We start from the raw sequence: 15217 nt of genomic DNA, 5'->3' as shown, positions 1-15217 counted from the left end.
CGTCGAAAATACCATTAGTCCCGAATAATCGGGCATTGAGTAACAGACGGAGGATATTTCATGTCAATCAAACGCATCTTTGGATGCGGTGTGTTTGCATGGCTATTGATGATGGCGCCCGCGTGGGCCACCAAAGACAAGACATCAACAGCCGATCACACCCAATTCAAACAGCTTCAAAAAGATTTTCAAACCGGGCCGGAGGTCACAGCCGCCTGTCTGGAATGCCATACAGAAGCGTCCAAACAACTGGAAAAAACAACCCACTGGACGTGGCAATTCGATCATATGAACGGACAAAAACTGGGTAAGCGCGAGGTGGTCAACAGCTTCTGCGGGACCGTTGCCTCAAACGAACCACGCTGCACAAGCTGTCATATCGGATACGACTGGACCGATATGCGCAAAGACCATCCGGCAGGCACCAACGTGGACTGTCTGGTCTGTCACGACACCACCGGGATTTATAAAAAACTCCCGACAGGTGCCGGACATCCCAAATACGGACCTGATCTTGATTTGAAAAAAATCGCGCAAAATGTCGGGGAAACATCGCGCGCAAACTGCGGGGCCTGTCATTTCTATGGTGGCGGCGGTGACGGGGTGAAACATGGCGATCTGGATAGCTCCCTCGTCAATCCACCCAAGGAACTGGACGTGCATATGTCCAAGGACGGCGCCAATTTCACCTGTGCAACCTGTCATAACCCGAAAGGGCATGATGTTCCGGGGTCACGGTTTGAAACCACCGCCAAGGATACTAAAGGGATTGATATCGCCAGCGCCGATTATAAAGATCATGCGACATGCGAATCTTGTCACGGGATGGCGCCCCATAAATCCAAAGCCAAATTGAACGATCATACAGACAAAGTTGCCTGCCAAACCTGCCACATCCCCGAATTTGCCCGCGGTGGCGTACCAACCAAAATGTGGTGGGACTGGTCACAAGGCGGCAAAATGAAAGATGGCAAACCTTATGCCATCAAGGATGATCACGGTCACGATATCTATAATTCCAAAAAAGGCGATTTCAAACTGGCGGAAAACGTCGTGCCGGAATATGCATGGTTTGATGGCAAAATGCGCTATACCCTGCGCAGTGAAAAGATCGATGATGCCAACCCGCCCGTTCCGATCAATACCTTCGGCGGTTCATACAATGACCCCGATGCCCGCATTTGGCCCTTTAAGGTCATGCGCGGTAAGCAGCCTTATGACAAAGAACTTAAAACCTTCCTCGTCAATCATGTATTTGGAAAAGACGACACGTCTTTCTGGCGCAATTTTGATTGGCAAAAGGCCTTAACGGCCGGGACCGATTATGTCGGTCAACCCTATTCCGGTAATTATGGATTTGTGGAAACCACCTATCACTGGCCCCAAACCCACATGGTTGCCCCCAAAAGCGATGCGCTTCGATGTGATGACTGTCATGCCAAAGACGGACGATTGGCGGGCCTGAACGGTTTCTACATGCCTAGGCGCGATCAATCCGATGTATTGGATATGCTGGGCTTCATTATGATCGGTTTAACCGGTACAGGCGTTTGTGTTCATGGCCTATTGCGCCTTGTGCTGCGCCGCAAAGACAAGAAGGAGGGATAAATCATGTCACGTGTTATGATGTACAAACGATTTGAACGGTTTTGGCACTGGTCACAGGCTGCACTTGTCCTTGCCCTTGCCTTCACGGGTTTCAATATTCACGGCACCTTTACGGTGTTGAGTTATAAACAGGCGAGCGACATTCACACCACATTATTATGGGCCTTGCTGGGTTTATGGGCTTTTGCCATTTTCTGGCATTTCACCACAGGGGAATGGAAAAATTACATCCCGACCACTGAAAAGATGGCAGAGGTCTTTCGCTTCTACACCGTTGGTATTTTTAAAGGGGAAGAACCTCCTTATGAAAAAACACCGGAAAAGAAGCTTAACCCTTTGCAAAGGATGGCCTATTTGGGATTAAAACTGATCCTTAATCCGGGATTGATTATTTCCGGCTTGCTCTATCTGTTTTACAATCAATGGCCGGAGGCCGTCGCCCAAATTCTAACGCTGGAAATCGTCGCACTTATTCATACGGCCTTCGCTTTTTTCATGGTGTCTTTCATCATCCTGCATGTCTATCTAACCACCACCGGACATACGGTCGGTGCACACTTAAAAGCGATGGTCACAGGCTATGAAGATGTCCATGACAAAACACCTGCTGAATAATTTTGGAATTATGAGAGGGATAAAAATTAGAAATTGATAATTCGCAATGCGGTAGCGTTAAAAAATCGCCACTATAAAGGCACCTCGCTGAAGCGGCATCCCTCCATTCAGCATGCACTGATATCGCCCTCTTTCGGCCCAGTATCCGAAAGAGGGCTTTTTTTTTCATCAAACGAAAAGGGAATTATTGTTTTTTATAATCATCGGTCAACATACCGCTAAATCCCCAGTTCTCATCCGCGATTTCATCAATGACGATATGGATTGTTTCCGGTTTTTTACCGAGGCGTTTGACTAAACTTTTCGTAATATCTTCAACAAGATATTTCTTTTGTTCACGTGAGGCACCTTGCAGGATTTTTACATTTACATAAGGCATAAGAGTCTCCAGGAGCTGTAAATCTGGCATTTTAGATAAAAGATATAATGCTCATTCGTTCCATAGACTTAGTTGATTTTGCCCTTTTAACAACAGCAAGAGGTGCCCTTTTGTATTGGCGGACATAACATATCACCATAGGAACAATAGACGGAACAACACCTCGTCATCTAACGAACTCAATCATTTGTATTGTTTATAAACAATTCACTTTCAGCCAATTTTATGTATATTGCCTGCAAACTTTTTTGCACTTGCGAGTAAAGGAAACTCAGATGTCCCAGTTTAAAACCTTGAGCGATTACGACGTGGCCGGCAAGCGTGTCTTGTTACGTGCCGATCTGAACGTCCCGATGAAAGACGGTGTTGTCACCGACAGCACGCGCATCGACCGCACATTACCAACCATCGTTGAATTGATGCAAAAAGGTGCACGTATTGTTTTGATCACACACTGGGGCCGCCCAAAAGGCCAGCGCGTACCGGAAATGACCGTTAAACCGATTGCGGATGCCTTATCCTCCAAACTTGGGAAGCCCGTTAAGTTTGCAGACGATTGCATCGGGGAAGAAGCCGAAGCAATCGTTAATTCCCTCTCCGATACCGAAGTCTGTGTGCTGGAAAATCTGCGTTATTACAAAGAAGAAACAGACAACGACACAGCCTTTGCTGAAAAACTGGCAAAACTGGGTGATATCTATGTGAATGATGCTTTTTCATGCGCACACCGCGCCCATGCTTCAACCGAGGCCCTTGCCCGCCTGCTGCCCTCTGCCGCCGGTCGATTGATGCAAGCGGAACTGGAAGCCTTGTCCGGCGCACTCGATGCACCACAACGCCCATTGGCGGCCCTTGTCGGGGGCGCAAAAGTATCCACAAAACTTGATGTACTCAACAACCTGTCTGCCAAGGTCGATATGCTGATCATCGGCGGCGGAATGGCAAATACATTCCTGAATGCAAAGGGTATCAACATCGGCAATTCCCTGTGTGAACATGACTTGGCAGATACCGCACGCGACATCATCGCCGCGGCAGAAAAAAATGGCTGTGAAATCGTCCTGCCCATCGACGGGGTTGTTGCCAAGGAATTTGCCGCCAATGCCGAAAACCGCATCGTAAACCTCGCCGATGGGGTTAATGACGACGAAATGATTTTGGACGTTGGCCCGGCATCCGTCGCCGATGTAAAAGCGCGTCTTGGCAATTGCAAAACAATCGTCTGGAACGGCCCAATGGGTGCCTTTGAAATTGAACCGTTTGATGCCGGTACAAACGGGGCAGCCCAAGCCGCCGCAGAACTGACCAAGGCCGGTTCTCTGGTTTCTGTCGCTGGTGGGGGCGATACCGTTGCCGCCCTTGATCATGCCGGGGCGAAAGACGACTTCACCTATATCTCCACCGCAGGCGGCGCCTTCCTTGAATGGTTGGAAGGCAAAGAATTGCCCGGCGTCGAAGTCTTGCGCATCCAGTAATTCCAATAAAAGCCGCTCCGGCTTTGTCTAAGCGCAGGGGCGGCTTTTTTTCTTCATCACACCGGAACCACATCAAAACAATGATAAAAGTCTCTTTTGTTGTAACCGTCTATAACAAAGCTCCGTTCCTGCCCGGTGTGATTGACGCGTTGAAAAACCAACAGGGTGATTTTGAACGCGAATATGTCTTTGTAAATGACGGCTCCACCGACAATTCGTGGGATATCGTCAAAGCCGAGACAGCAGGGCTACCCAATGTTGTTCTTGTCGATCAGTTTAATCAAGGTGTCGCAATTGCAACCAACAACGGTGTGCGGGCTGCCAGTGGCGATTTAATCAAGCTTGTCGATTCCGACGACATTCTTGCACCCTTTTGTTGTCAACTCCTCATACAAACCTTGCAAGACAGCAACAGCGACTTTGTCTTTGCCATTTCAGGGGAACATGAAGAGACACCTGTTTTCGAAAATCCAACCACCCCGGAAGTGGTTACCTTTAACGATTCCCTGCTCAGCGTCATTAAACACGGATACGCCCGCGTCAGTCATTGCCTGTTCAAAAAAGACTTGTTTGATCGCGCCCAGGGATGTGATGAACGGATCTTTTCGCAAGACCATTCCTTGTTTATCCGCCTGACCACACATGGCAAACTCGCACAGGTTCGCCATATTGTCTGTTCCTCACCACGTGATGAACCGGGACGTATTATGAATAATAATGCCCAAGTCGTGCATGATGCGACCCTAGCCCTTGCCTATCACTTGCAAGACAATCCGCAGCTCGACCCCGTACATATAAGAGCCGCCCAGAAAAAAATTACATCGCGTATCTGGAAATGGGCAAAACGGGAATTGGGCAAAAACCAGTTTAGCCGCGCCTTTTGGCTGTTCACCCTGTCACGATGCGGTGTGACCTTATCGGCAAAAGAACTGGTTGAACAATGCGCGATCTTTCGCGAAGGCGTCAAAATTCGCCGTCCTTAGGTTGCCTTTATTCTTGTTTATCAAGCATTTCATTAAATTGTGTCAGGCATTTTTCATCCGCACGACGCATGCTCATAAACAGAATCTTCATCATAATCAGCATGCCGACCAGCACCCCGGCCCCCAGTAAAACGATATAAACGAACATGGCGTTGCCGCTGTCGCTGGTCAATTGTGCCAGAAACGGAACCGTCTCGTTGATTTTATCCAAATCAAACATTTCTCACATTCCTTCTTTTGAGGCGCAGGCCTGCCATAATTCAACGGCCCCGTCATATGCCATATCGACGCTGAGACTATCCATCAAACTATCGGTCTTTTCATGGTCAAAATTGTCACCAAATAAATCCAAAAATGGCGTTGCCGTTCGAACAGTTGCACAATGTGCCCCCCACGGGCCATATAATTTTTCCTGCGTTGGCCCAAACAAGCCCAACGTGGGAATGCGCGCGGCGCAGGCCATATGCATCAAACCACTATCATTTCCAACAAAAAAAGCACACCGTTTTAAACAGGCATAGACCGTTGGCAAGTCAAGTTCGCCGATTAAATCTATCTTTTGGGTTTCATCCAAGCCTTCAATTAACTTTTCTGCTTGGGCACGTTCTGAAACATGCCCAAACAGCGCTATTTTTGCCCCGGCAAACGGTCCTGTTTTTGCCGTCAGACGCTGAACCAGTTCCAGAAAATATTCTGCCCGCCACGTTTTACCCCGCCAGTTCGCCGTTGGACCGACAGCAAGGACCATTTCATCGGTCGGTAATAACGTATCTGCCCTTTGTTCGTGTGTTTCATTTGTCCATAAAATCGGGCCACGCGGCGGATTCAATTTTAAGAGATTGGAAAACAGTTCAACCCGATGTGTTTGCTTGTCATCGCGGTGCAGATGCGTCCCGCGCAACGTCGGGAATAGATATGTGATCGGTCCATTACGTAAATCAATCACACGGTGCCACCATGTAAAACCGCACTCTTTCCAAAGATCGATCCAATGCATAGACCGTTTCTTTTTGGTCATTATAAGAACACGTTCCACCTGCGGGGTTGCCGCAAACAAAGGGGCCGCAACAGGGCCGCATGCAATTGTAAATTTTGCCTGCGGATAACGTTCAAGCAAAAAATCCAGAATGCCTGTGGAAAGAACGGCGTCGCCGATCCGTGTGGAAGTAATAAAAAGAATGCGCATCGTTCTTCAAGATAGACCCGAATAAAATCGACGCGACCATAGCGCTAAAGCGCCGTATTGGCTACCATCTATTTCCCTTTTCACAAAGGAAATCACATGCGAATTAATAGGAAATCAATTCCTGACGATTGTGGTGCAGTTCAATGTGGTTCATCAGATAAGCCACCGCATCAACGCGTTCCGCGTTGGACAGTTTATCCATTTTCTTACCCATGCGGCGTTCAATGTCCCCTAATAAACGAATGGGATCGTTATCACTGCTGCGTGAGGCCACGATAATCAAACGCGACAAATGATCCATACTAACCGTCGGCATCATTTGCTGATAACCCCAGACGCCACCAAGCACACTAAAAATAAGTGCGATTCCCGCAATGGAAACAACCAATGAGCGTTTTCTCTTGCGCTTTTTGGCATTCACGTCAAGTTTTGCCAATGCGTCCTGAATGTTTTGATCAAACATATTACACCTTATAGTAAAGATATCTTATATTCTTGCCCACCAATGGGATATTATTATAGATTGTGAACAGCCATGCAATAATATTTTTTGTACATTTTTATCTCTTAAGCAAGAAAAGGAGATAGAAATGCTTAATATACGTGTAGCAACTCAAGACGATGTCGCTGATATTGCAGAAATTCACGAAATTTGCTGGCGCCATGCCTATGGCTTTATGCCCGAGGAAGTCTTGTCCAATCGGGATCGATCTTACCGTTTCCATCAATGGCAACGCTGGTTTGACGAAGATCGCCCCAATAAAAACGAAGCCCTGTTTGTGTTTGAGGATAACAACAAACCTGTGGGCTTTTGCATGTGCAAACCCAATGACGACGATATGTTGATCGGTGCAAAAGGCGAGTTACATGCACTGTATGTTTTACCGGAATATCGGACATTTGGTGTCAGTTATCTGGCCATCAGTACCCTTTCTAAATATTTGGTTGAGCGGGGTCTTGCCCCTTTATGTTGCTGGGCCTTTCAGGAAAACAAAATTTGGAGATGGTACGAACGCCTTGGTTTCAAGCGTATGATTGCCAGAAATAGGAGAATCAACAACGTCGATGTTCCAGAGTTCGGCATGGTTCATTTCGAACCGAATAAACTGATCGAACTGACCGAACGTCAACTCCATCGCGCAAACTAAGGGGCTAAGGTGCCTGCGTCGTATGATACTGGCGCAGGCATCCTTTTTTATTGCCCCAACCGTCGCAAGGAAAAATCAATGATGTTTGAAATATCGCTTTCCTCACCCTCTTTCTTCATACCGCTGTCACGCACCATTGCATCATATATTTCCATAAAGGCATCGGCATATAGTTCCGGGTCTTCATCCGTATCATGTCGTTTGCATAAAAAATACGCAACATTCCACATCAACATCCGGTTCAGGGCCACATCCTGACTTTGGTCACGCATCATCGTCCCGCGCCCATCAACCAACCAGTTCAAATTAAATCCCATATTGAGCAAAGTTTGCAAAACTTCCCCTTTGGGAACTTTTCCGTACTCATAGCCTTGAACTGCCCCTAAAGACACCCCCAAACGGTCGGCAAATTCTTTCTGAGTCACACCTAAATTCTTGCGTATTTCCGTAAACCGCTGACCTATATCTTTCATATTCCAACCTATTGAAAACCTTGCAATACCAACAATTTAAATATATGTTAAGCCTGCTGAACAGAGGTATTTTCGAACTATTGGTTGTAGACTCTACACCCTGAGTTTCTGAATTCTTCTTAAGACTGCTTTCGATGTACGCCCACAAGTGTATCACGAAAACCTCTAATCGTTTTTAACGAAAACAGTCTTGGACAGCTATAAAAATCTTTATATCGAAATGTATTTCTACAGGCCGATATAATAAAATTCTGGCGCTGGATTGTGTAAGAGAGAGTTTGCACACGCGTGCAAGAATAAAAATTAAAAATATGGTGCGAATAGAAACGAGTAGATAACAATGAGCAGACGACCACCAAGAACCAGCCCTGATCCAATTGATAAATATGTAGGTTCCCGTGTCCGCGCACGCCGTGTCGGGTTACGCATTTCGCAAACCAAGCTTGGTGATTCCATTGGCGTTACCTTTCAGCAAGTTCAAAAATATGAAAATGGAACCAACCGTATTGGCGCAAGTAACCTTTATAAAATTGCCCGCCAGCTCGGGGTTGATGTATCTTACTTCTTTCAAGAAATGCCGGAAGATTTGTATGAAGCCTCTCACGCAGACCCTTACGGGTTAAGCGAACCGCATGCAGAACCCTTTGACAGTGATCCGCTGTCTTCGCGTGACTCCATTTCGCTAGTGCATGATTTTCACCGCATCCCCGATGATATATTGCGTCAACGCATGGGGCAATTTATGCGTGCGTTGGCCAATAGCCTGACAGAAACGCCGCACGAAGAAGAAAACCTTTAACACTCCCATCCTTGCGCACACTAAATAGTGGTAAAATTATTACTAATCCTATTAAAAGATGAATATCCAGTTGGCACGCTTAGCTTTCATGGTATACAACAGAGGTGTATTTTTTACTTTATACACCTCTTTAGTGTATTCCAAGGAGCTACCATGTCTGAAGACCCACAAGGACCAAACCCTATCAATCGGGGCATTGGTCGTCGACTCCGCCTGAAACGTGAAATTGCGGGCCTAACGCAAAGCGCCTTAGGACAGAAAATAGACGTCTCGCGCATCAAAATCGGTCAATATGAATCAGGCCAAATCGCAATCCCTGCGTCAAAGCTCTTTTTGCTGGCACAGGTTTTCAACATAAATGTGAATTACTTTTTTGAAGCTGGCGACCAAACACCTGCCTTAGCGGAATTTGAAGATATTGATCCGCTTCTCAACAAACTTTCCATTTCATTGCTCAAGGATTTTCAGCAACTTGACCAGCCGCAAGTTCGCCAAAGTCTGGCAGCCGTAATGGAGCGCGCCGCAGAGCTTTTGCACGAAAACAACAAAACCACAAAATAGATTAAAGCGATATATTGCCCATCAGGAAAGCGCCTAACAGCAACCAACCGAACCATTTGTTGGATTTAAAAATCATCAGACAAGTCGGGGCATCATGAATATCAACTGTTCTGACCTGCCATATCAAATGAGCAACCGGGGCACATAAACCGATATAAAACAAAGGTCCGGTTTGCGCCAAATAGCCCGCCAACACGACCAACCCGGTTGTCATGGTATAGAAAAAATAAAGTGCTGGTACGGTTTTCTCCCCCAATCTCAGGGCAGAAGACTTAATACCGATTAAAATATCATCTTCCTTATCCTGATGGGCATAAATTGTATCGTATCCTAAGGTCCAGAATAGTCCGGCAAAATAAAGACAGACCGCCGACCACGCCAGCACACCGTCAACGGCGCTCCACCCCACCAAGGCCCCCCAGTTAAAGGTCAACCCAAGGACAACCTGCGGCCAGTAGGTCCAGCGTTTGCAAAACGGATAAATAAAGACCAACCCCAGTGAGAAACTGGCCAGAACAACCGTGTACCAATTAAATTGCAATAAAATCCCCAGACCAATAAGGCACAGGAAACCCATAAAGAGAGCCGCCTGCAATGGACTCACATCTCCGTTGGGAATAGGGCGCGTTGCCGTGCGAGCAACCTTGCCATCAAAATTTCGGTCCGCCAGATCATTCATCACACATCCGGCCCCGCGCATAACAAAGGCCCCGATTGCAAATAAAACCGCAAAATACAGATTGGGAACCCCATTGGAGGCCAAGGCCAAGGACCAGAAACATGGCAGCAATAACAACCATGTCCCGATGGGACGGTCTGCCCGCATTAAAATCAAATAGGGACGCACGGCCCGCGGCATTTGCCCGACCCAGCCGTGATACACGATATCTGTACGGTTTATGTCGATACTGTTTTGCATGCCTCTTTCATACACGTTTTAACATGTCGGAGAAAGAGGTTAAAAACCACTGCCCGGTTGTTTCAGAAACGCCGCCTCTTCTTTGGTATCTTCGCGTCCCAAAATTTTATTACGATGGGGAAACCGTCCAAACCGTTTGATAATATCGCGATGACGCAAGGCAAAGTCCGTATAATTGTCGTCCCCCAAGGAACTAATCAGGGTAACGGCCGCATTTTGATCATCGACATTTTCACTATGTTCCAACGGCAAATAAATAAACAAGCGGGCCGCCAGTACCAAGTCCGCATCCCATTCGCGTTCCAGTACATAACGTGTGACATCCAAGGCTTGTTCGTCTGTGGCGAAGGATTTGGCACTGTCACGAAACATATTGCGTGGAAATTGATCCAGCAAAAGGATCAACGCAAGGCAGCCCAGCGGGTCTTCTTTCCAATGAACCAAAGCCCCACTCGCTGCCTGTTCATAGAGAGAGGTAAATTGATTGATGATTTGTTGATCGATTTCCCGATCTTTCATCCACCACATATCGCGGTGGGTCGCCATCTGTTCAGGTTTTGCACTGCCAAACCAAAATTCAAGAACGCTTGTTATCTCGTTATCCATTTTATTCTCCACATCTTATCAAGCTGATATAGGAAGTGAAAAAACAGGAACAACAGCGAATAACGATTCTTTAAAAACAGTTGGTCACCAATTGACGAAAAGCGTCCGCCCGGTGACTGATTTCATGTTTGGCAGCAGGTTCCATTTCCCCGAAGGTTACGTCATGCCCAACAGGTTGAAAAGCCGGGTCATACCCGAACCCCTGTTCCCCGCGCGGTGGCCAGACCATCTCGCCTTCGACACGGCCTTCAAACACCTCGGTATGACCATCCGGCCAGGCGATAGACAACGCACAAATAAAGGCCGCACCACGGTCAGCCTTGGCTTCGATGGTGTCATATTCGCAGATCGCGTCCTGAACCTTTTTCATCGCCCGTTGGAAATCTTTGCGTGGCCCTGCCCAGCGCGCGGAATAAATACCGGGGGCACCGGCCAAAATATTTACTGCCAAACCGGAATCATCTGCCAAAGCCGGTAAGCCGGATGCTTTCGCCGCGGCCAACGACTTAATCAGGGAATTGGCAATAAAGGTTTCCCCATCTTCAACGGGTTCCGGCAAATTTAAATCCTTAGCAGAAATAACGTCCATCCCATAAGGGGCAAGCAATTCCTGAATTTCACGCACTTTGCCCGCATTGTGGCTGGCGATAACAAGTTTTCCGGCATCCAGTTTGCGGGTCATAAGCTTTACTCCAATCCAAGGGCTTTGCGTTGTAGAACACTTAATTCGGTGATGCCTTTTTGCGCAAGATCGAGCAATTGAATAAATTGTTCACGACTGAACGGATCTTCTTCCGCCGTTCCTTGAATTTCAACAATCCCGCCCTTGCCTGTCAGAACAAAATTCGTATCGGCCTGTGCTGTGCTGTCTTCATCGTAATCCAGATCAAGAACAGCTTCGCCTTCATAGATACCGCAAGAAACCGCTGCCACTTCATCCGACATCGGGATGGCATCCAGCTTGCCCGCTTCCACCATTTTTTGAAACGCCGCATACATGGCCACATAAGACCCGGTAATGGATGCTGTGCGTGTCCCGCCATCAGCTTGCAACACGTCACAATCCACACGGACCTGAATTTCACCCATTGCCTTTAAGTTCGTTACTGCGCGCAAGGAACGCCCAATCAAACGTTGGATTTCCTGTGTCCGCCCGGATTGTTTCCCGCTGGACGCTTCGCGGCGCATCCGGTCATGGGTGGAACGCGGTAACATACCGTATTCCGCAGTTACCCAACCTGCACCACTGCCACGCATCCAACCGGGGACTTTTTCTTCCACGGTGGCTGTGCATAACACATGGGTATCCCCAAATTTTACCAGACAGGAACCTTCTGCATATTTGCTGAAACCCAGTTCGAAACTGACATTGCGCAGTTGATCGGCCGCGCGACCGGACGGACGTATGGTCATTACAGTAAATCTTCTTCGATGATGGAGATATTCAGATCATAAGACACTTCGCCTTCGTCTTCATCACGGTGCAAAACGCCGATAAATTCATCCAGAATATAAACTTCGGTCGGATGTTCCGGTTTTTTCGGTGGTTGAATACGAATTTTATCGTTACCGAACGTTTTACGCAGGTGAGCGGTGACTTTTTGAATTTCATCCATCGTGATCATATCAAATATCCTATTGGGCCTGTCATTAAGTTTGAGTCGGTTTAACATAGCCTCTCGCATTGACGCAATGACCTCTTGAGACTAAATTTCCCTCATGTTGAGTAATTTGAACGATAGATCGCGCGATATCTTTCGCCGCATTGTGGATGCCTATATGCAAACGGGCGAGCCTGTGGGTTCGCGCACCGTTTCAAAATTGCTGGAAAACTCTTTGTCTCCGGCCTCCATTCGCAATGTCATGGCGGATCTGGAAGATTTGGGGCTTTTACATTCGCCCCATACATCCGCTGGGCGTATGCCGACGGAACAAGGATTGCGCCTGTTTATCGACGGGGTTATGGAAATTGGTGACTTACCGGCCAATGAACGAAAAGTCATTGATAAGGAATGTTCTGCCAAGGGTCGCAAATTCGAAGATGTAATGTCCGAAGCCTCTGGCATGATTTCCGGCCTGTCCGGGTGCGCCAGTCTGGTCTTTGCCCCAAAAACAGATTCTCCGCTGAAACATATCGAATTCGTCAATCTGTCACCCGGACGCACTCTTGTCATCATGGTGATGGAAAACGGCGTGGTCGAAAACCGGGTCATCGACACCCCGCATGACATCCCGCCCAGCGCCTTGGTTCAAGCCAGCAATTATTTGGGGGCCAAACTGGTTGGACGCACCGTGGCCGAAGGTTTGGGCGACATTCATAAAGAACTCAAGAACCAGCAGGCACAACTGGATGAACTGACCAGCCATGTTGTCAAAACAGGTATGGCACAATGGGCAGGCGGGACAAGCGATTCGGGTTCCCTGATTGTCCGGGGCCAAGCGCATTTGCTGGATGATATTGCCGCCATTGGCGATCTGGAACGCATTCGATCCCTATTTGAAGCTTTAGAAACCAAAGAAACCCTGTTAAAGCTTCTGCACCTTGCCGATGGGGCAGATGGCGTACAAATTTTTATCGGGTCGGACAATCCGTTGTTTAACGTGTCCGGCTGTTCTATGGTGGTGGCTCCGTTTCGCGACGGTCACCAAAAGATTGTCGGCGCAATTGGTGTGATCGGGCCAACCCGTATCAACTATGCGCGCATTATTCCGATGGTCGATTATACCTCCAAGGTAATCGGCCGATTGATTGGCTAGAATAAAATTGAAGAGAAGACAAAATGTCAGGCGAAAACACACAAGCAACACCTGCAGAAAATGACCCTGTAACCGAAGAAGTTACAATCGAGGAAGGCGCACCGCAAGAAACACTGGACGCGGACGTACAAGGTTTTGGCGAAGACGCAAATGCAAATAAGCGCATTGCCCAGTTGGAAGCGGAACTGGAAGAAACCAAAGGTAAATGGTTGCGCGCTGTCGCGGAAGAACAAAACATACGCCGCCGTGCCGAACGCGAAAAACAGGACGCGCTGAAATACGGTGTCACCAATTTTGCCCGCGAAATGGTATCCGTTGCAGATAACTTGCGACGCGCCCTAGAAAGTACCCCGGACGATATGAAAGACACCGATGTGATCAAAGGTGTCGATATGACCGAACGCGAATTGCAAAACGCCTTTAAAAAAGCTGGTATCAAGCGTGTCGAAGCCGCGGGTCAACCGTTTGACCACAACCTGCATCAGGCCATGTTCGAAGTGAACGATCCAAGCCAGCCCGCTGGTCTGGTCGCACAAGTCATGCAGGATGGCTATGTCATCCATGACCGTCTTTTGCGCCCCGCAATGGTCGGCGTCACCAAGGGCGGTCCGAAATATGAAGCCCCGCAAGCTGATAGCGCGCCGAGTGAAGAGGCCTCATCCGCTACAACAGAGGCTTATGAAGCGGGAAATGACGAAGCGGGTGCAAATCTGGATCAGGAAACCTAAGCCGACAATCCCCGCTATCGGTTTTTGAATAAAAAAATGGCTGCGCATAAAACGCAGCCATTTTTCATCATGGTATCAGCTTAAAACGGATTAGGACTTGCCATCATCCGTTTGCGCGGAGTTAAAAGCCTCAGACCACGACGATTTAAATGCGTTCCACGCCTCATTAAAACCGTCTTTCAGTTCGGACCAGCTTTCCTGCGTACCGGATTTCATTTCACCGAAACGTTCTCCTAACTGGTTCCGTTTCTGGCGCAAATCTTTCAAGGCAGCCTTTGTCTTTTCACGCGTCGCGTCTGTCATATCATTCCAGTTCTCGCGCACCTGATTTTCCAGTTGGTCAATTTCCTGATCCATTTTATTCATCGCACCTTTAATTTTCTGTGCGGCTTGATCACGCTTGGTTTGTGTATATTCACCAACACTATTAACAGCCTGATCGACTTCCTTGCTCATTTGCTGATAGGTCGTTTCATCCGCCATTACCGGTGTCGCAAACATTATGCCCGGTACGGTCAAAGTTGCGGCAATGAAACCTGATGCCGCTATATTTTTCATCTTGTAAATCATGTGAAATCCTCTTGTTCAAAATCAACAGTCTTGCGTGTGATCACTTGCTGCAGATCTATTTCAAGAGTAATGATTGCGGGCACGTTCCACGGCTTCTTTTAAATCCTGCCATGCATTATCCGCACCGGTTTTCAACTCTTCCCACGCATCTTCGGAAGCAATAGCAAGGTCTTCAAGTTCCTTGTTCAGCATTTCCTTTTTCGCGTTGAGTTCCATCATTTGGCGAGAATATTCAACATGTACCTGAGCACGTTTTTGCGTCGCTTTATCCTTTAAGCGTTCAATTTCAAACTCAAGGTCATCAAGTTGGTTTTTGATCTTCTGAATATAGGTTTCTTTATGGGTCACGTGACTTCTCCATTCGTTTTAAAACCGCCTGCAAACTCTCTCACATCAGAGAAAGTGCAATA

21 protein-coding genes are annotated in these 15217 nt (G+C 47.6%); 9 read left to right on the top strand and 12 right to left on the bottom strand.

What is annotated here, in order from left to right; genetic code table 11:
* The first annotated feature begins 60 nt into the window (after window positions 1-60).
* Together ACN0VA_RS03040 and ACN0VA_RS03035 are read left to right on the top strand one after the other, a co-directional pair.
* Complete coding sequence (locus ACN0VA_RS03040; RefSeq protein ID WP_417819713.1) at window positions 61-1608, top strand: tetrathionate reductase family octaheme c-type cytochrome; 1548 nt, start codon at window positions 61-63, stop codon at window positions 1606-1608.
* A gap of 3 nt (window positions 1609-1611) precedes the next feature.
* On the top strand, window positions 1612-2223 hold the full coding sequence (locus ACN0VA_RS03035; RefSeq protein ID WP_417819712.1) for a cytochrome b/b6 domain-containing protein: 612 nt from the start codon (window positions 1612-1614) through the stop codon (window positions 2221-2223).
* A gap of 184 nt (window positions 2224-2407) precedes the next feature.
* On the opposite strand, the gene ACN0VA_RS03030 is transcribed toward ACN0VA_RS03035, so the two are convergent.
* Window positions 2408-2602, bottom strand: coding sequence for a 2-hydroxymuconate tautomerase (locus tag ACN0VA_RS03030; RefSeq protein WP_417819711.1), 195 nt, complete (start codon window positions 2600-2602; stop codon window positions 2408-2410).
* Window positions 2603-2877: 275 nt separating this feature from the next.
* On the opposite strand from ACN0VA_RS03030, the gene ACN0VA_RS03025 reads away from it, so the two are divergent.
* Together ACN0VA_RS03025 and ACN0VA_RS03020 are read left to right on the top strand one after the other, a co-directional pair.
* Entirely contained in the window at window positions 2878-4077 is a 1200-nt protein-coding gene (locus tag ACN0VA_RS03025; RefSeq protein WP_417819710.1) for a phosphoglycerate kinase, read from the top strand.
* Window positions 4078-4157: 80 nt separating this feature from the next.
* Window positions 4158-5060, top strand: coding sequence for a glycosyltransferase family 2 protein (locus ACN0VA_RS03020; RefSeq protein ID WP_417819709.1), 903 nt, complete (start codon window positions 4158-4160; stop codon window positions 5058-5060).
* A gap of 7 nt (window positions 5061-5067) precedes the next feature.
* Here the strand turns inward: ACN0VA_RS03020 and ACN0VA_RS03015 are convergent, their stop codons facing one another.
* The 3 genes from ACN0VA_RS03015 to ACN0VA_RS03005 all read right to left on the bottom strand — a co-directional run bounded on the left by ACN0VA_RS03015 (window position 5068) and on the right by ACN0VA_RS03005 (window position 6709).
* Window positions 5068-5280: a hypothetical protein gene (locus ACN0VA_RS03015; protein ID WP_417819708.1), complete on the bottom strand. Its 213-nt coding sequence runs from the start codon at window positions 5278-5280 to the stop codon at window positions 5068-5070.
* A 3-nt stretch (window positions 5281-5283) separates the two neighbouring features.
* Window positions 5284-6246: a glycosyltransferase family 9 protein gene (locus ACN0VA_RS03010; RefSeq protein WP_417819707.1), complete on the bottom strand. Its 963-nt coding sequence runs from the start codon at window positions 6244-6246 to the stop codon at window positions 5284-5286.
* Window positions 6247-6349: 103 nt separating this feature from the next.
* Entirely contained in the window at window positions 6350-6709 is a 360-nt protein-coding gene (locus ACN0VA_RS03005) for a hypothetical protein (protein ID WP_417819706.1), read from the bottom strand.
* Between the two features lie 127 nt (window positions 6710-6836).
* On the opposite strand from ACN0VA_RS03005, the gene ACN0VA_RS03000 reads away from it, so the two are divergent.
* Window positions 6837-7394, top strand: a complete 558-nt coding sequence (locus ACN0VA_RS03000) for a GNAT family N-acetyltransferase (RefSeq protein WP_417819705.1) — start codon at window positions 6837-6839, stop codon at window positions 7392-7394.
* A 47-nt stretch (window positions 7395-7441) separates the two neighbouring features.
* Here ACN0VA_RS03000 and ACN0VA_RS02995 read toward each other — a convergent pair whose 3' ends face one another.
* Window positions 7442-7867 carry a helix-turn-helix domain-containing protein gene (locus ACN0VA_RS02995; RefSeq protein ID WP_417819704.1) on the bottom strand — a complete coding sequence of 142 codons (426 nt, stop codon included), beginning with the start codon at window positions 7865-7867 and terminating at the stop codon, window positions 7442-7444.
* Between the two features lie 340 nt (window positions 7868-8207).
* Here ACN0VA_RS02995 and ACN0VA_RS02990 point away from each other — a divergent pair, with 340 nt between their 5' ends.
* Complete coding sequence (locus tag ACN0VA_RS02990) at window positions 8208-8666, top strand: helix-turn-helix domain-containing protein (protein WP_417819703.1); 459 nt, start codon at window positions 8208-8210, stop codon at window positions 8664-8666.
* A 153-nt stretch (window positions 8667-8819) separates the two neighbouring features.
* Window positions 8820-9227 carry a helix-turn-helix domain-containing protein gene (locus ACN0VA_RS02985; RefSeq protein ID WP_417819702.1) on the top strand — a complete coding sequence of 136 codons (408 nt, stop codon included), beginning with the start codon at window positions 8820-8822 and terminating at the stop codon, window positions 9225-9227.
* 1 nt (window position 9228) lies between these two features.
* On the opposite strand, the gene ubiA is transcribed toward ACN0VA_RS02985, so the two are convergent.
* From ubiA to ACN0VA_RS02960, 5 genes are all read right to left on the bottom strand, one after another.
* The gene (gene ubiA, locus ACN0VA_RS02980) at window positions 9229-10146 is read right to left on the bottom strand and encodes a 4-hydroxybenzoate octaprenyltransferase (RefSeq protein WP_417819701.1); all 918 of its coding nucleotides are present in this window, start codon (window positions 10144-10146) and stop codon (window positions 9229-9231) included.
* 39 nt (window positions 10147-10185) lie between these two features.
* Entirely contained in the window at window positions 10186-10752 is a 567-nt protein-coding gene (locus ACN0VA_RS02975; protein ID WP_417819700.1) for a DUF924 family protein, read from the bottom strand.
* A 70-nt stretch (window positions 10753-10822) separates the two neighbouring features.
* A complete protein-coding gene (gene rdgB, locus ACN0VA_RS02970) occupies window positions 10823-11434 on the bottom strand; it encodes an RdgB/HAM1 family non-canonical purine NTP pyrophosphatase (RefSeq protein ID WP_417819699.1) in 612 nt (203 codons plus the stop codon).
* Between the two features lie 5 nt (window positions 11435-11439).
* A complete protein-coding gene (gene rph, locus ACN0VA_RS02965) occupies window positions 11440-12159 on the bottom strand; it encodes a ribonuclease PH (protein ID WP_417819742.1) in 720 nt (239 codons plus the stop codon).
* A gap of 5 nt (window positions 12160-12164) precedes the next feature.
* A complete protein-coding gene (locus ACN0VA_RS02960) occupies window positions 12165-12377 on the bottom strand; it encodes a DUF3126 family protein (protein WP_417819698.1) in 213 nt (70 codons plus the stop codon).
* A gap of 94 nt (window positions 12378-12471) precedes the next feature.
* Here ACN0VA_RS02960 and hrcA point away from each other — a divergent pair, with 94 nt between their 5' ends.
* Together hrcA and grpE are read left to right on the top strand one after the other, a co-directional pair.
* Window positions 12472-13509 carry a heat-inducible transcriptional repressor HrcA gene (hrcA, locus tag ACN0VA_RS02955; protein WP_417819697.1) on the top strand — a complete coding sequence of 346 codons (1038 nt, stop codon included), beginning with the start codon at window positions 12472-12474 and terminating at the stop codon, window positions 13507-13509.
* Window positions 13510-13532: 23 nt separating this feature from the next.
* Window positions 13533-14237, top strand: a complete 705-nt coding sequence (gene grpE / locus ACN0VA_RS02950; protein ID WP_417819696.1) for a nucleotide exchange factor GrpE — start codon at window positions 13533-13535, stop codon at window positions 14235-14237.
* Between the two features lie 90 nt (window positions 14238-14327).
* On the opposite strand, the gene ACN0VA_RS02945 is transcribed toward grpE, so the two are convergent.
* A complete protein-coding gene (locus tag ACN0VA_RS02945) occupies window positions 14328-14807 on the bottom strand; it encodes a hypothetical protein (protein WP_417819695.1) in 480 nt (159 codons plus the stop codon).
* A gap of 60 nt (window positions 14808-14867) precedes the next feature.
* Entirely contained in the window at window positions 14868-15155 is a 288-nt protein-coding gene (locus tag ACN0VA_RS02940) for a hypothetical protein (RefSeq protein ID WP_417819694.1), read from the bottom strand.
* Between the last annotated feature and the right edge of the window lie 62 nt (window positions 15156-15217).

This window comes from Terasakiella sp. (assembly GCF_048267425.1).
Classification (GTDB): Bacteria; Pseudomonadota; Alphaproteobacteria; order Rhodospirillales; family Terasakiellaceae; genus Terasakiella.
Note: the sequence above shows the minus strand (reverse complement) of the source record. Positions and strands in the feature narration are given on the sequence as shown.

Bases quoted from the DNA above. Each gene is read 5' to 3' on its own strand.
- ACN0VA_RS03040 (WP_417819713.1), top strand. From the start codon at position 61: ATGTCAATCAAACGCATCTTTGGATGCGGTGTGTTTGCATGGCTATTG.
- ACN0VA_RS03035 (WP_417819712.1), top strand. From the start codon at position 1,612: ATGTCACGTGTTATGATGTACAAACGATTTGAACGGTTTTGGCACTGG.
- ACN0VA_RS03030 (WP_417819711.1), bottom strand. From the start codon at position 2,602: ATGCCTTATGTAAATGTAAAAATCCTGCAAGGTGCCTCACGTGAACAA.
- ACN0VA_RS03025 (WP_417819710.1), top strand. From the start codon at position 2,878: ATGTCCCAGTTTAAAACCTTGAGCGATTACGACGTGGCCGGCAAGCGT.
- ACN0VA_RS03020 (WP_417819709.1), top strand. From the start codon at position 4,158: ATGATAAAAGTCTCTTTTGTTGTAACCGTCTATAACAAAGCTCCGTTC.
- ACN0VA_RS03015 (WP_417819708.1), bottom strand. From the start codon at position 5,280: ATGTTTGATTTGGATAAAATCAACGAGACGGTTCCGTTTCTGGCACAA.
- ACN0VA_RS03010 (WP_417819707.1), bottom strand. From the start codon at position 6,246: ATGCGCATTCTTTTTATTACTTCCACACGGATCGGCGACGCCGTTCTT.
- ACN0VA_RS03005 (WP_417819706.1), bottom strand. From the start codon at position 6,709: ATGTTTGATCAAAACATTCAGGACGCATTGGCAAAACTTGACGTGAAT.
- ACN0VA_RS03000 (WP_417819705.1), top strand. From the start codon at position 6,837: ATGCTTAATATACGTGTAGCAACTCAAGACGATGTCGCTGATATTGCA.
- ACN0VA_RS02995 (WP_417819704.1), bottom strand. From the start codon at position 7,867: ATGAAAGATATAGGTCAGCGGTTTACGGAAATACGCAAGAATTTAGGT.
- ACN0VA_RS02990 (WP_417819703.1), top strand. From the start codon at position 8,208: ATGAGCAGACGACCACCAAGAACCAGCCCTGATCCAATTGATAAATAT.
- ACN0VA_RS02985 (WP_417819702.1), top strand. From the start codon at position 8,820: ATGTCTGAAGACCCACAAGGACCAAACCCTATCAATCGGGGCATTGGT.
- ubiA (WP_417819701.1), bottom strand. From the start codon at position 10,146: ATGCAAAACAGTATCGACATAAACCGTACAGATATCGTGTATCACGGC.
- ACN0VA_RS02975 (WP_417819700.1), bottom strand. From the start codon at position 10,752: ATGGATAACGAGATAACAAGCGTTCTTGAATTTTGGTTTGGCAGTGCA.
- rdgB (WP_417819699.1), bottom strand. From the start codon at position 11,434: ATGACCCGCAAACTGGATGCCGGAAAACTTGTTATCGCCAGCCACAAT.
- ACN0VA_RS02960 (WP_417819698.1), bottom strand. From the start codon at position 12,377: ATGATCACGATGGATGAAATTCAAAAAGTCACCGCTCACCTGCGTAAA.
- hrcA (WP_417819697.1), top strand. From the start codon at position 12,472: ATGTTGAGTAATTTGAACGATAGATCGCGCGATATCTTTCGCCGCATT.
- grpE (WP_417819696.1), top strand. From the start codon at position 13,533: ATGTCAGGCGAAAACACACAAGCAACACCTGCAGAAAATGACCCTGTA.
- ACN0VA_RS02945 (WP_417819695.1), bottom strand. From the start codon at position 14,807: ATGATTTACAAGATGAAAAATATAGCGGCATCAGGTTTCATTGCCGCA.